Genomic DNA, 13,384 nt, shown 5'->3' on the forward strand with positions numbered 1-13,384 from the left:
ATGCCAAGGTGGTCCGCGAAGAGCAGCGGACTAACAGTCCGCTCTACCGTCCGGCTGCGCCGTTGGCGCTATGCCAAGGTGGTCCGCGAAGAGCAGCGGACTAACAGTCCGCTCTACCGTCCGGCTGCGCCGTCGGCGCTATGCCAGGGTGGTCCGCGAAGAGCAGCGGACTGACAGTCCGCTCTACCGTCCGCTCTACCGGCGGCTGCGCCGTTGGCGAAACGTCAGGCGATCCCGATCCCCGGGATCGCGGTGATCTGGTCCGGATCGAACCCGGCCAGCTCGGCGAAATGGCGGCCGCGGGCGACGTAATCGCGGTACGCCCCGAAACTGGGCGCGCCCGGCGACAGCAGCACCACCCCACCCTGCGCACCCAGCGCGCTGCAGGCCAGCCGCACCGCCTCGTCCAGGTCACCCGCCGCGTGCAGCCCGAACCGCCCGGCGTCCGCCAGCGGCTGCAGCAACGCGTGGATGCGCGGTCCATTGGCGCCCATGGTGACGATCTCCACCGGCGGCACGTCATGCGCCATGTGGTCCACGAAATCGTGCCAGTCCAGGCCCCGGTCATGCCCGCCCACCAGCAGCGCGATGCGCTGGCCGGCGAAGCAGTCCAGCGCCGCCAGGCTGGCGTGCGGCGTGGTGCTGATCGAATCGTTGACGAAGCGCAGCGCGCCCCGGCTGCCGAGGGTCTGCAGGCGGTTGGGCAGCGGCCGGAAGTCCTGCACCGCCGGCGCCAGCGCGACGGCATCCAGCCCGAGGGCCTCGATCGCCGCCAGCACCGCGCACAGGTTGCCGCGGTTGTGCCGACCCGGCAGCGGCGTGTTCGCGGTATCGAACACCTGCTGCTCGCCGCGATACACCCACTCGCCGCGCATGTGCCAGCCCTGCGGCTGGTTGAACCACACTACTTCGCTGTCCGGCAGCGACAGCGCGGCCAGGTGCGGGTCGGCCGCGTTGAGCACCGCGATACGCGGTGCCGCGCCGGTCACCAGCGCCAGCTTGTCCTCGATGTAGCGCGCTTCGCTGCCGTGCCAGTCCAGGTGTTCCGGGAACAGGTTCAGCACCACCGCCACCTGCGGGTGCGCGCCACTGCGCGCCACCTCGCCGGTCTGGTAGCTGGACAGCTCCACCGCCCAGTACGCCGGCGCCGGTTGCGGGTCCAGCACCTCCAGCAGCGGCAGGCCGATGTTGCCCACCAGCCCGGTCCGCGCGCCCGAGGCGCGCAGCAGATGCGCCAGCAACGAGGTGGTGGTGCTCTTGCCCTTGGTGCCGGTCACGCAAACGGTGTCGCGCACGGTGCCCTGGTCATCGGCGTGTTCGGCGAACCACAACGACGTGCCGCCGATGATCTGCGTGCCCCGCGCGGCGGCGGCAACCGCGGCTTCCCCGTAGGGGCTGATCCCCGGCGACTTGATCACCACCTCAAACGCGGCCAGGGATTCAGCGCTCACATCCGACCGCACCTGCAGCGCATTCCCCGCCTCGGCACGCGCAGCGGCGGCCTCGGCGTCGGGGCAGAACAGGGTCAGCTCCAGCGCGGGCAGGCGCTGGCGAAGGACGGCGAACGCCGCACGCCCCTCACGCCCCCAGCCCCACAGCGCTACGCGCCTGCCTTCAAGCTGCGAAATTCGCACGCAGGCGCTCCCAGATCGCCGCTGGAATGCGGTGCTCGCCTTCCAGCACCAGCAGCGGTTCGATCTGCAGTTCGGCGCCGTCCAGCTGCGGCTGGATCTCCTGGACGAAGCGCTTCACCAGCGCGTCTTCGTTCCATTCCGGGCGCGCCGCCAGGGTGGCCATCGCGGCACGCGATTCGCGGCCTTCGCCCACGCATTCGAACGGCTTGTGGTCCTGGAATTCAAGCAGCGCATCGAAGCCGCCGGCCTGGTCCGGGTCGTCCAGCAGGTTCCGGCCGAAGATGCCCACCAGCCGCGTCTTGGGCATGAACGGGGCCAGCGCCAGGAACACGAAGTGGCACTTCGGGCAGACCCCGCACCAGCGGTTCACCGGGCGCTCGCCAAGGATGTGGAAGTTGCGGTTGCAGCTGGAGAAGTGCGCGTCGTAGAAATCGGTCCTGGCGAACTGGCGCGCCACCGCCAGCTCCGACAGCGGGCGCAGCAGCGAGTAGTAATGCAGGTCGGCGGCCACGTGCTTTTCAAGGTGCTCGCCGAAGGCCTGCTCGAACGCCCAGCCCTTCGACCACTGGTGGTTCACTTCGCCCGTGCCCGGAATCTGGCTGCCGTAGCTGGCCGAACGCTCGTTGGAGAACACCACCTGGTCCACGCCCTGCAGCAGCGCGGCCAGCACCATGATCGCCGAATTCACTGCGGTGACCGGGATATGCCCGTTCCACGCGCCCTGGCGGTTGAGCTCGAACAGCTCCGGCGCCAGCGTGCGGCCGATGTTGAGCGTGGGCAGGCCGGTGCGCTCGGCGCAGGCACGGATCAGCTGCGAGCCGCCGATCCAGGTCACCGTTTCGGCGATGCCCAGCGTGCGCAGCGCCTCGATGCTGACCAGCGAATCCTTGCCACCGCCGATGGCCACCAGCGCATGCTCGCGCAGTCCCAGCGCGGGGGCCACCACCGCTTCGCCCTCGACCGGCAGGCGGAAGCGCCCGCGCAGGTTCAGTCCGTTGCGGTAGGCAAATTCGCCCAGCCCGTTGATATACACCGTTTCCACCAGCGCGGCGGTGTCGGCGTCGACAGCGTAGCTGTCGATGCGCACCTGCGCCGGAACGCCTGCCTTGTAGTAGCTGACACCGGCAATCAGGTGCAGCAGGCGCAGCGCCTGCTGCACGGCGTCGGCGCGGGCGCCTTCCAGCACGAACGGGGCGCCGGGAATGGTGACCGTCTCGACCAGCTCGGGGCCGTTGTCGAAGGCATAGACCAGCTGCGCCACGCCGGTGTCCGCGGCGAAATCGCAGCGGACGAAGCGGAAACAGGCAACCTGGTGTTTATCGAAAGCAGTCATGGGGTATCCGGTGAGGCAACAGGGGAAACCAGCGGCGCGCGCTCAGGGCACGTCATCGATGACGTCCTCGCGCGGCAACTCGCGCTGGTTGTAGGTATTGGCCATCACGTAGCCGTAGGCACCGGCATCGGCGATCAGCATCACATCGTCCGGCGCGGTGGACACCGGCAGGCGGCGGCGCTTGCCGAACACGTCGCTGGATTCGCAGATCGGTCCGACCACGTCGAACAGGCCTTCGGCATACCCGCCCAGCCGGCTCAGGTTCTCGATGTCGTGCCAGGCGTCATACAGCGCCGGGCGCATCAGGCTGTTCATGCCCGCATCCAGGCCGACCCGGCGCACGCCGTCCTTCTCCACCACCTGGGTGGCGGTGGTGAGCAGCACGCCGGATTCGGCCACCAGGTAGCGGCCGGGCTCGATCGCCAGGCGGAACGCCGGGTGCACGGCCTTGACCTCGGCCAGGCCGACCGCCCACGCCTGCAGGTCGAACGGCTCGTCATCCGCGCTGTACGGAATGGGCAGGCCACCGCCGATGTCGATGGTCTCCACGCTGCCGATCCGGCGCGCGAAGCCGGCCAGTTCGTCGCACATCAGGCGCCAGTGCTGCGCGGTTTCCACGCCGCTGCCCAGGTGAGCGTGCAGGCCCACCACGCGGGTGCCCAGTGCTTCGGCCAGGCGCACGAACTCGTCCACGCGCGCGATCGGCAGGCCGAACTTGGAGTCCTTGCCGCCGGTGCGGACCTTGGCGTGGTGGCCTTCGCCACGGCCCAGGTCCACGCGCAGCCACAGCTCGCGGTTGCGGAACAGCTCCGGCCAGCGCTGCAGCGCCTCCACGTTGTCCACGGTCACGGTAACGCCCAGCGCGAACGCGGCTTCGTACTCGGTCCGCGGCGCGAAGCTGGGGGTGAACAGGACCCGCCGCGGCGACAGGGTCGGCAGCACGTTGAACACGTGCTTGAGCTCGCCGTGCGACACGCACTCCAGGCCGAAGCCTTCCTGCTCCAGCAGCTCCAGGATCGCCGGATGGCTGTTGGCCTTGATCGCGTAGTAGCGCTGGTCGATCGGCTTGATCGCGGCCAGCGCCCGCGCCCGCGCCCGCACCGTGGCCAGGTTGTACACGTACCGCGGCGTACCGGCCTGGGCCAGGTGCAGCAGGTGCTCGCGCTGGCCCCGCCACCACGCGGTCTCGCGCGGGCGGATGGTGCCGGCGATCTCGCGCCAGCGCGGGCCGAACACTTCGCCCTCTTCCACAGGCATGGCGCCGCTGTCGATCAGCTCGGCATGCAGGATCGGCAGCAGGCCGTCGGCGTCGGCTTCATCGATGACGAAGGTCAGGTTGAGGTCGTTGGACGACTGCGAAATCATGTGCACGCGCTCGCGCCCGAAGGTCGCCCACACGTCAGACAGCTTGTGCAGCAGCGAGCGCATGCCGCGCCCGACCAGGGTGATCGCCGCGCACGGCACGATGATCTTGACCTTGCAGATCTGCGACAGGTCGGCCGACAGCGCGGCCAGCACATCCGTGTTGACCAGGTTCTCGGACGGGTCCAGCGAGACGGTCACGTTGGTTTCGGCCGAACCGATCAGGTCCACCGACAGCCCATGCTTCTTGAACAGCCCGAACACGTCGGCCAGGAAGCCGACCTGCTGCCACATGCCGATGCCTTCCATCGACACCAGCACGATGCCGTTGCGGCGACTGATCGCCTTCACCCCGGGCACCGGTGCGGCATTGCCGTCGATGCTGGTGCCCGGCAGCTCCGGGCGCTCGGTGTCCAGGATCGCCATCGGCACGCCGGCGTCGCGGCACGGCTTGATCGAGCGCGGGTGCAGCACCTTGGCGCCGGTGGTGGCGATTTCCTGCGCTTCGTAATAATCCAGGCGGGTCAGCAGGCGCGCATCGGGCACGTCCTTCGGGTTGGCGCTGAACATGCCCGGCACGTCGGTCCAGATTTCCACCCGGCTGGCGCCGAGCAGCGCGCCGAAGTACGCCGCCGAGGTATCCGAGCCGCCGCGGCCGAGGATCGCGGTGCCGCCGTCGGCATGCCGCGAGATGAAGCCCTGGGTGATCAGCATGCGGGTCGGCTGCGCGCGGAAGCCAGCAGCCCACTCGTCGTCCGAACGCCACTGGCAGTTCACCGACAGCCGCTGCGACCAGTCGCTCTGGTTCGGCTGCGGCGGCAGCGCCTGCAGCCACTCACGGGCGTCCATCCAGCCGAAATCCAGGCCGCTGGCGCGCAGGTAGGCCGCGCCGATGGTGGAGGACAGCAGTTCGCCCTGGCCCAGCACGTCGGCCTGCCATTCCAGCGGGCGGGCGGCGGCGCGCGGGTCATCCAGCAGGCCCTGCAGCGCGGCCAGGCGCACATCCAGCGCGCTGGCGTCCAGCTCGAGCTCGGCCAGGAATTCGCGGTGGCGGGCCACGAGTGCATCCACGCGGGTGCGGCTGTCGGCGGCGCCATCGGCGATCGCGGTCAATTCATTGGTGACCCCGGACAGGGCCGACACCACCACCAGCACGCGCGCGCCGGTTTCTTCCGCACGTTTTTTCGCCAGCTTCCCGATCGTGTCCCAGCGGTGACGACGCGACACGGAGGTGCCGCCGAACTTCAGTACGATCCAGCGATCGACAAGGGGGGAAGCTGACATGGAGGTAGGAATGGGTAGGTAGTGGGGGGATCGATCCGGCATGCCGGGCCGAACCTCTGATTCTATGCCAAGCCCGGCCCCGGCAGGGCCTGCGCGGCGGCATCGGCCGCTCGCCCCGGACCCGGCCGCGCGGGCTTGTTAAGCTGCCCGACCGTTCCGCCTGACCGACCTGCCATGACTGCCCGCCGATTCCTCCAGCTTGACGTGTTCTCCCCCTACCCCGGCGCCGGCAACCCGCTGGCCGTGGTGCTGGACGCGGAGGACCTGGACGATGCGCGCATGCAGGCGATCGCGCGCTGGACCCGGCTGCCGGAAACCACCTTCGTGTTCGCACCGCAGGCGGCGGGCGCCAGCTACCGCATCCGCATGTTCAGCCCGCAGAAGGAAGTTCCGTTCGCCGGCCACCCCAGCGTGGGCACCGCCCATGCGGTGCTGGAGGCGGGCCTGGCCGCGCCGGTGGACGGTCTCCTGGTCCAGGACGGCATCGCCGGCGCGCTGCCGCTGCGGGTGGTGGGTGAAGGCGCCGCGCGCAGCATCGCCATCCGTACCCCGCGCGCGGCGGTGGCCGAAGTGACCACCGCCGATGATCCGCGCCTGAAGGTTGCGCTGGCCGGATGGGCGCTGGGCGAACTGCCGCCTGCCCGCATGTCCGGCGGACGCAGCTGGTGGGTGGTGGAACTGACCGATGAAGCCACGTTGCGCGCGCTGTCGCCGGACTGGGATGCCATCGCCGCCTTGGCGGAAAGCACCGACAGCATGGGCGTATTCGCATACGCGCGAGGCGCGGGGCCGGGCTACGACCTGGCCGCCCGCGCGTTCGTCGGCAATGGGCGGCGCTTCGAAGATGCTGCCTCAGGCGCTGCCAACGCCGTGCTGGCGGCCTGGCTGGACAGCCGCGATGCGCTGCCGGGCCGGGACGGCAGTTACGTGGTCAGCCAAGGGCGGGAGGTGGGGCACGATGCGCGCCTCACCCTGCACGTGGATGCCGAAGGAGACGTCTGGTCCGGCGGCCAGGTGCAGACCGTGATCCAGGGAACGATCGCCTGGTAGAGCCACGCCCTGCGTGGCTGCTTTTCTTTCTGCACCGTGCTCAGCCACGCAGGGCGTGGCTCTACGCAGGGGGCCGGGTCGCCCGCCCCCTTGCGGTTCGGCTCAGGATGCCAGCTCGGCCTCCAGGCTGATCGGTACCGCGCTCAGCGCTTTGGATACCGGGCAGTTCTGCTTGGCATCATCGGCAATGGCGCGGAACTGGGTCGCGTCGATGTTAGGGACCACCGCTTTGACCTTGAGCGTGATCTGCGACAGCTGCGGGCCACCTTCCATCGACAGGTCGACCTTCGCTTCGGTGTCCAGCGAGGTAGGCACGAAACCGGCCTCGGTGAGCTTGGCCGACAGCGCCATGGTGAAGCAGCCGGCGTGCGCGGCGGCGATCAGCTCTTCCGGGTTGGTGCCCTTTTCATCGCCGAAGCGGCTGCTGAAGGCATAGCGGGTCTTGTCCAGCAGGCCACTCTGCGGCGTGCTGAGTTGTCCCTTGCCTGTCTTGAGGTCACCTTCCCAGTGCGCGGTGGCATGACGCGAAATGCCCATCGGTTTTTCCTTTGTGGGTGAATGGCAGCACCAGCGTAGACCGGCTGGCGTTAGCGCCGTGTCTGGCCGCGCCCGGCTGCGGCTACCGGTCGCACCCCAGCGGCCGGGCCCTCACGGCGTTCGCGCGAGGCAGCGCGCAAAGCGCTGTTTCCAAGGCGTTTCGTGCCCCGGCAGGCGTGCCACGCACGCCGCGCTGCCCGGTTCGGGCCACGCCCCGACACCCATTTTTCGGGCATGTCCTGATGCACTGCGGTAACCATGAATGCAGAAAAGCCGAATATTTATGCGTTAGCCTATTGGCGGCGCCGCATTGTTGCCCTACATTTCGCTTGCCGATGGGTTCGGCGCGACCACCCAACCAACCGATCACGGAACAGGAAACCATGGCAAAGACCGCTAAGAAGGCTGCCCCGAAGAAGGCAGTGAAGAAAGTCGCTACGAAGGCCGCCGCCAAGCCGGCAGCTCCGAAGCCGATCAAGGAAGTGCTGACCAAGTCCGGCCTGGTTGCACACATCGTCGAAGCCTCTGGCGTTGTCGCCAAGGACGTCCGCGCGGTGCTGGCCTCGCTGGAAACCGCCGTGGCCTCCTCGGTGCACAAGAAGGGCGCAGGCAGCTTCACCCTTCCGGGCCTGCTGAAGATCACCACCGTCAGCGTTGCGGCCAAGCCGAAGCGCAAGGGCATCAACCCGTTCACCAAGGAAGAGCAGTGGTTCGCTGCCAAGCCGGCCACCACCAAGCTGAAGGTGCGTCCGCTCAAGAAGCTCAAGGACGCCGCGCTGTAATCAGCGCGCTTCCTGCAGCACCCGGACGGGACGGCTTTGGCCGTCCCGTTCTTTTTTTGGGCCATCACGGCGCCGCGAAACACAGCGTTTCCAAAGGCCGCCCCCGCGCAGCTGGCGCGCGCAGACCCAGCCGCCACGGCCTCCGCGCCGCCCTGCAGCGTGGACGGAACGCACAAGGTGGAACACTGCGTGCGGCGGCGCCTGTCGCCCGGCACCCGTGCCGCGCCTATGGTGGGTCCATCCCCCCACAGTGCACCGCCATGGCCAGCCCCTCGCAACGCTATCGCATCACCGTTACCCCGATCGAGAAGGACGGGCTGCAGTGCAGCGGACGCTGCACGATCGAACTGGAACACCGCGCCCAGCAGGACTGGATGCGGCTGCTGGAAGTGGCCCGCCGCCAGACCGGGCTCAGCGGTGATGAACGCGCCGCTGCCATCGTCGCCACCCAGTTGCTGCTCGACCTGGCGCAGCGCTACGCGGACCAGCCCAGCCACCCGCTGACCGCGCTGCAGCCGCAGCTGGACCAGGTACTGGCCGCACTGGACGGGATCCAGCGCGCGCCCTGAAGCGCCGCTACACTCTGCCCTTCTCCGGGGAGAGTGCGCCATGCGTCGAGTCGTAATGCTGTTGCCACTGTTGTTCGGCGGATGCTCCTGCCAACCCGATCCGGTCGAGGGCAGCGCGTCCACCGGGAAAGCCGCCGACACCGCCGTGCTGCCCGACGCCGACGCCCCTGCCGCTTCCGAACCCGAAACGGCCACGCCGGTTGCAGCGACGCCGGGCGCGGTCGCGCCCGGCGCGGCCGACGAAGGCGCCACCGTGCGCAGGTACATGTATGCCCTGCCTGGCAGCGACCGCAGCGCTTCCGACGCGTACTGGAGCGGCGGCCGCACCGGGGCCCGCCCCGACGATGCCGTGCTGCGCGACATCCCCGACCTGCGCAACCTGCGCGTGGACACCGGCAGCCCGATCGCCCGCGACACCGCCCAGCCTTCGCGCCTGCGTGAAGTGCCGGTGCGGGTCCGCGCCACCACCGGCACCGGAACCTTCATCTTCGAGGGCTGGTACCGGCTGCAGCCGCGCCCGGACGGGAGCGGCTGGGAAATCCACAGCGCCTCGCTGCAGCCCGTGCTGCGGTGACCGCGCAGGCACGCGACGGCGCCCATGAAGCGCCGATTCAGCCCAACGCGCTATGGTGTCGACGTCTTCCTCCAACGCGCCTTCGCCCATGAAGCTACGCCCCCTGCTCACCCGCCTTGCCGCCTGCACCGTTCTCGTCGCCGCCGCCGTCGGCGCCCAGGCGGCCCCCAGCATTTCCGGTCGCGAACTGTCGGTGGGCGCGAGCGACGTCCAGCAGTACCTGGACACCAGCTTCCCGCGCACCCAGGACGCGCTCGGCGGCCTGATCGCCATGACCATGAGCCACCCGAAGCTGACCCTGCCACAGGGCAACCGGCTGGACCTGGGCTTCGATGTCGCGCTGGCCACGGCCGGCAGCGCACCGGCACCGTTGGGCAAAGTCAAACTGAGCAGCGGCCTGCGCTACGACGCCCAGACCCAGGGCTTCCACCTGGACCAGCCGACCGTGGACGACTTCACGCCGGTCAACAACGGTGGCCGGCTCGATTCGCGCACCCGCGAACTGCTCAACGCCTTCCTGGTCGACTACGCCCGGCGCGAGCCGATCTACAAGATCGACCCGACCGTAGGCGCCATGCTCGGCGCACTGCAGGTGCAGTCCGCCCAGGTGCAGAACGGCAAGCTGGTCGTAACCTTCAACCAGGACCTCGGCAGCCTCGTCCCCGCCGGCGTCCTCGGCCGGTAGAGCCGCGCTCTGCCCGGCTGGTAGAGCCGGGCTCTGCCCGGCTCCACCACCACGATCACGCCACCAGTGCCTTCGCCACGGCCTCGGAAAACGCCGGAATATCATCCGGCTTGCGGCTGGTGATCACCCCGTCGTCCACCACCACTTCCGCATCGGTCCACTGCGCGCCCGCATTACCGAGATCGCTTTTCAGCGACGGCCACGAGGTCAGCTTGCGGCCCTTGGCCAGGCCGGATTCCACCAACAGCCACGGGCCATGGCAGATCGCCGCCACCGGCTTCCCATCGGCCGCGAACGCCTTGATGAACTCCACCGCCGGCGCCTGGGTGCGCAGCTGATCGGGGTTGATCACCCCACCCGGCAGCACCAGTGCGTCGAAGCTGCCGGCGTCGGCGCCCTCCAACGGCTGGTCGACCGGAACGCTTTCACCCCAGTCCTTGTCCTTCCAGCCGCGGATTTTTCCGGCATTACCCGGCGCGACGACCGACACCTTCGCGCCCCAGGACTCCAGCAGCCGCTTCGGCTCCTGCAGCTCGGACTGTTCAAAGCCATCGGTCGCGAGGATGGCGACGCGCTTGCCGTTCAGATCATGTGCCATGTGGGGGCTCCTTCGAAAAGTGAGCCCTTACCATGCAGGTCCGCGCATTGGCGGAGGGTGACCGCGATGTCGACGTCGCGTTCTTATCGTTTGGGCTGCAACATCGTCCCGGTGCACTTCTTCGAGCCGCAGCGGCATTCCCAGATCTTCTTCAGGCGCGCGGTGTGGCGCTCGGCCAGGGTGATGCCGTAGTTGTAGGTCAGCTCGTCGCCCGGCTTGATGTCCTTGATCGCCTCGATGAACACCTTGTCCTCGCGGCGGTTGTCACCCTCGGCTTCCTCGATCACGGCCTCGCAGTTCGGGTCGCAGCTGTGATTCAGCCAGCGCGCATCGTTGCCCTTGTAGTTGGCATCGATCACGTAGTCGTCGTTCAGGGTGAACAGGAAGGTGTGACCGCTCTCAACATCCCCGGTATCATCGGCATCCACGTCGGCGTGGCTGCGCAGCAGCCCCTTGTACTGGATCACCCGCTCGCCCTTCCTGAGCGGCGCCAGCGCGAACACGCCATTGCCGTGAATGGTCGACTTGCGGGCTTGGATCTTCTTGGGCATGTGGCTGGCCATAACGTTGGGATGGTCGATTCTCGCTTAATCTTTGTGATTGCCCAACCACGTCCGCGCCGCGCCCCTGCTGGCGCGCCGTCCGGAACACCTGAACAGGCCGGGTTGGATGCGCCAGCATAAAAGCGTACAATTTCAGTCCGCTTTACAGCTCTGCCCTCCCCATGCTCCGCGTCACCAAGCTTACCGATTACGCCACTGTCGTCCTGACCGTCCTTGCCGCGCGCCCGGGCGAGGTCCTCAGTGCGACCGAACTGGCCGAATTTGCCAGCCTCGAGCCGCCCACCGTGAGCAAGCTGCTCAAGCCGCTGGCCCAGGCCGGGCTGGTGGAAGGACTGCGTGGCGTGCGTGGTGGCTACCGGCTGACCCGCCGGCCCGACCAGATCAGCCTGTTCGAAGTCGTCGAAGCCATGGAAGGCCCGCTGGGCCTGACCGAGTGCGCGCATGACCACAGCCAGTGCGGACGCGAGCTGCAGTGCGGCGCGCGCAGCAGCTGGCGGATGATCAACAACGTGGTGTCCGACGCACTGCGCAAGGTCACCCTGGCGCAGATCCTGCCCCCTCTTCCCCTTGTTGACGTCCCCCGCCGCGTGATCGCGGCGGATGTCGTCTCCTGATCCACAGGCAGCCCCCATGGCCACCGATATCCTCGACACCGTCGCCCCCGGCGATACCCCCAACCGCGAGATCCACGAGCAGCTCGGCCGCAAGTATTCGGCCGGCTTCATCACGGACATCGAATCGGACTCGTTGCCGCCCGGCCTAGACGAGGACACCATCCGTGCCCTGTCGGCCAAGAAGGACGAGCCGGAGTGGATGACGCAATGGCGCCTGGACGCCTACCGCCACTTCCTGACCATGCCGATGCCGGACTGGGCCAAGCTGCAGATCGCCGCGATCGACCTGCAGGCGCTCAGCTACTACTCCGCGCCCAAGGGCCCGAAGTACGCCTCGCTGGACGACGTGCCGAAGGAACTGCTGGATACCTACGACAAGCTCGGCGTGCCGCTGCACGAGCGCGCCAAGCTGGCCGGCGTGGCGGTGGACGCGGTATTCGACTCGGTCTCGGTCGGCACCACCTTCCGCAAGGAACTGGCCGAAAAGGGCGTGATCTTCTGCTCCATGTCCGAAGCGATCAAGGAACACCCGGAACTGGTGAAGCAGTACCTGGGCACCGTGGTGCCGGTCGGCGACAACTACTTCGCCGCGCTGAACTCGGCCGTGTTCTCCGACGGCAGCTTCGTGTTCATCCCCAAGGGCGTGCGCTGCCCGATGGAACTGAGCACCTACTTCCGCATCAACGCCGGCCACACCGGCCAGTTCGAGCGCACCCTCATCATCTGCGAGGACAAGGCATACGTGTCCTACCTGGAAGGCTGCACCGCGCCGATGCGCGATGAGAACCAGCTGCACGCCGCAGTGGTCGAGCTGGTGGCGCTGGAAGATGCCGAGATCAAGTACTCCACCGTGCAGAACTGGTACCCGGGCGACGAAAACGGCGTGGGCGGCATCTACAACTTCGTCACCAAGCGTGCCGAATGCCGTGGCGCGCGCAGCAAGGTCACCTGGACCCAGGTCGAAACCGGTTCGGCGATCACCTGGAAGTACCCGTCCTGCGTGCTGCTGGGCGACGACTCGGTGGGCGAGTTCCACTCCGTGGCGCTGACCCATCACCGCCAGCAGGCCGACACCGGCACCAAGATGATCCACATCGGCAAGCGCACCAAGAGCAAGATCGTCAGCAAGGGCATCAGCGCCGGTCGTGGCCAGAACACCTACCGTGGGCTGGTCAAGGTCGACCGCAATGCCGAGGGCGCGCGCAACTACACCCAGTGCGATTCGCTGCTGATCGGCAAGACCTCCGGCGCGCACACGTTCCCGTACATCGAGGTCAAGAACCCGAGCGCGACCGTGGAGCACGAAGCCACCACCTCCAAGATTTCCGACGACCAGCTGTTCTATTGCCGCGCGCGCGGCATCGACCAGGAAAACGCGGTGTCGATGATCGTGGATGGCTTCTGCAAGCAGGTGTTCCGCGAGCTGCCGATGGAGTTTGCGGTGGAGGCCAAGAAGCTTCTGGAAGTTTCCCTTGAAGGCTCGGTCGGATGATTGCGGCATTCATCGAGAAACGTTCGAGGCGGTACACCCATCTACACCGCGACGTGCAGCTTGAGCTTGCGAAAGTGGATCTGGCCAGAAGCAACCAGTGGCGCGTGGGGACTTACATTGCGTCCATCCCTACTTTTGGACTTTTGTTCGCGCTTACGAGAGATTATTCAGAAGTCCCGCAGTACAAGGTCCTTCTACTTCTCAGCATGACAGCTGCCGCGTTTGTCGTTCTGACGGGCCCGCTGCTGTGCTTGAGCAGCCGTAAGGACGCGATCAGGAGACTCTCTGCTCTTGTTCCCGCGAGAAT

General features: G+C 67.8%; 13 protein-coding genes. 7 read left to right on the forward strand and 6 right to left on the reverse strand.

All coding sequences use genetic code 11. From position 1 onward, the window contains the following. Window positions 1-224 precede the first annotated feature (224 nt). The 3 genes from murD to FSZ13_RS05355 are packed head-to-tail and all read right to left on the reverse strand — an operon-like array spanning window position 225 to window position 5,613. Window positions 225-1,634: a UDP-N-acetylmuramoyl-L-alanine--D-glutamate ligase gene (gene murD, locus FSZ13_RS05345; RefSeq protein ID WP_145478342.1), complete on the reverse strand. Its 1,410-nt coding sequence runs from the start codon at window positions 1,632-1,634 to the stop codon at window positions 225-227. Next, window positions 1,615-2,967 carry a UDP-N-acetyl-alpha-D-muramoyl-L-alanyl-L-glutamate epimerase gene (murL, locus tag FSZ13_RS05350; protein WP_145478343.1) on the reverse strand — a complete coding sequence of 451 codons (1,353 nt, stop codon included), beginning with the start codon at window positions 2,965-2,967 and terminating at the stop codon, window positions 1,615-1,617. The genes murD and murL overlap by 20 nt, the downstream gene beginning before the upstream one ends. A gap of 42 nt (window positions 2,968-3,009) precedes the next feature. Beyond that, complete coding sequence (locus FSZ13_RS05355; protein ID WP_145478344.1) at window positions 3,010-5,613, reverse strand: bifunctional aspartate kinase/diaminopimelate decarboxylase; 2,604 nt, start codon at window positions 5,611-5,613, stop codon at window positions 3,010-3,012. Window positions 5,614-5,787: 174 nt separating this feature from the next. On the opposite strand from FSZ13_RS05355, the gene FSZ13_RS05360 reads away from it, so the two are divergent. Then, window positions 5,788-6,663, forward strand: a complete 876-nt coding sequence (locus FSZ13_RS05360; protein WP_145478345.1) for a PhzF family phenazine biosynthesis protein — start codon at window positions 5,788-5,790, stop codon at window positions 6,661-6,663. A 102-nt stretch (window positions 6,664-6,765) separates the two neighbouring features. On the opposite strand, the gene FSZ13_RS05365 is transcribed toward FSZ13_RS05360, so the two are convergent. Next, window positions 6,766-7,200, reverse strand: coding sequence for an OsmC family protein (locus FSZ13_RS05365; protein WP_145478346.1), 435 nt, complete (start codon window positions 7,198-7,200; stop codon window positions 6,766-6,768). A 383-nt stretch (window positions 7,201-7,583) separates the two neighbouring features. Here FSZ13_RS05365 and FSZ13_RS05370 point away from each other — a divergent pair, with 383 nt between their 5' ends. The 4 genes from FSZ13_RS05370 (at window position 7,584) to FSZ13_RS05385 (ending at window position 9,810) form a co-directional block, all read left to right on the forward strand. After that, window positions 7,584-7,982: an HU family DNA-binding protein gene (locus FSZ13_RS05370; protein WP_068854576.1), complete on the forward strand. Its 399-nt coding sequence runs from the start codon at window positions 7,584-7,586 to the stop codon at window positions 7,980-7,982. A 260-nt stretch (window positions 7,983-8,242) separates the two neighbouring features. Then, window positions 8,243-8,551, forward strand: a complete 309-nt coding sequence (locus FSZ13_RS05375) for a DUF3861 family protein (RefSeq protein WP_145478347.1) — start codon at window positions 8,243-8,245, stop codon at window positions 8,549-8,551. Window positions 8,552-8,591: 40 nt separating this feature from the next. Next, a complete protein-coding gene (locus FSZ13_RS05380) occupies window positions 8,592-9,125 on the forward strand; it encodes a hypothetical protein (protein ID WP_145478348.1) in 534 nt (177 codons plus the stop codon). An 88-nt stretch (window positions 9,126-9,213) separates the two neighbouring features. Next, entirely contained in the window at window positions 9,214-9,810 is a 597-nt protein-coding gene (locus FSZ13_RS05385) for a DUF1439 domain-containing protein (RefSeq protein WP_145478349.1), read from the forward strand. A gap of 55 nt (window positions 9,811-9,865) precedes the next feature. Here the strand turns inward: FSZ13_RS05385 and FSZ13_RS05390 are convergent, their stop codons facing one another. Next, window positions 9,866-10,408 (reverse strand): type 1 glutamine amidotransferase domain-containing protein, encoded by a 543-nt coding sequence (locus FSZ13_RS05390; RefSeq protein WP_145478350.1) that lies wholly within the window; start codon window positions 10,406-10,408, stop codon window positions 9,866-9,868. A gap of 83 nt (window positions 10,409-10,491) precedes the next feature. Beyond that, a complete protein-coding gene (locus tag FSZ13_RS05395; RefSeq protein ID WP_145478351.1) occupies window positions 10,492-10,959 on the reverse strand; it encodes an SET domain-containing protein in 468 nt (155 codons plus the stop codon). Between the two features lie 173 nt (window positions 10,960-11,132). Here FSZ13_RS05395 and FSZ13_RS05400 point away from each other — a divergent pair, with 173 nt between their 5' ends. Together FSZ13_RS05400 and sufB are read left to right on the forward strand one after the other, a co-directional pair. Continuing rightward, on the forward strand, window positions 11,133-11,585 hold the full coding sequence (locus tag FSZ13_RS05400) for an SUF system Fe-S cluster assembly regulator (RefSeq protein ID WP_145478352.1): 453 nt from the start codon (window positions 11,133-11,135) through the stop codon (window positions 11,583-11,585). A 16-nt stretch (window positions 11,586-11,601) separates the two neighbouring features. Then, window positions 11,602-13,077: a Fe-S cluster assembly protein SufB gene (gene sufB / locus FSZ13_RS05405; protein WP_145478353.1), complete on the forward strand. Its 1,476-nt coding sequence runs from the start codon at window positions 11,602-11,604 to the stop codon at window positions 13,075-13,077. The last annotated feature ends 307 nt before the right edge of the window (window positions 13,078-13,384 follow it).

Origin of the sequence: Stenotrophomonas rhizophila (assembly GCF_007667275.1) — a bacterium.
Lineage (GTDB): Bacteria > Pseudomonadota > Gammaproteobacteria > Xanthomonadales > Xanthomonadaceae > Stenotrophomonas > Stenotrophomonas maltophilia_AE.

Coding starts and splice junctions, on each gene's coding strand:
- murL (WP_145478343.1), bottom strand. CDS start 2,967: ATGACTGCTTTCGATAAACACCAGGTTGCCTGTTTCCGCTTCGTCCGC.
- FSZ13_RS05355 (WP_145478344.1), bottom strand. CDS start 5,613: ATGTCAGCTTCCCCCCTTGTCGATCGCTGGATCGTACTGAAGTTCGGC.
- FSZ13_RS05360 (WP_145478345.1), top strand. CDS start 5,788: ATGACTGCCCGCCGATTCCTCCAGCTTGACGTGTTCTCCCCCTACCCC.
- FSZ13_RS05365 (WP_145478346.1), bottom strand. CDS start 7,200: ATGGGCATTTCGCGTCATGCCACCGCGCACTGGGAAGGTGACCTCAAG.
- FSZ13_RS05370 (WP_068854576.1), top strand. CDS start 7,584: ATGGCAAAGACCGCTAAGAAGGCTGCCCCGAAGAAGGCAGTGAAGAAA.
- FSZ13_RS05375 (WP_145478347.1), top strand. CDS start 8,243: ATGGCCAGCCCCTCGCAACGCTATCGCATCACCGTTACCCCGATCGAG.
- FSZ13_RS05380 (WP_145478348.1), top strand. CDS start 8,592: ATGCGTCGAGTCGTAATGCTGTTGCCACTGTTGTTCGGCGGATGCTCC.
- FSZ13_RS05385 (WP_145478349.1), top strand. CDS start 9,214: ATGAAGCTACGCCCCCTGCTCACCCGCCTTGCCGCCTGCACCGTTCTC.
- FSZ13_RS05390 (WP_145478350.1), bottom strand. CDS start 10,408: ATGGCACATGATCTGAACGGCAAGCGCGTCGCCATCCTCGCGACCGAT.
- FSZ13_RS05395 (WP_145478351.1), bottom strand. CDS start 10,959: ATGCCCAAGAAGATCCAAGCCCGCAAGTCGACCATTCACGGCAATGGC.
- FSZ13_RS05400 (WP_145478352.1), top strand. CDS start 11,133: ATGCTCCGCGTCACCAAGCTTACCGATTACGCCACTGTCGTCCTGACC.
- sufB (WP_145478353.1), top strand. CDS start 11,602: ATGGCCACCGATATCCTCGACACCGTCGCCCCCGGCGATACCCCCAAC.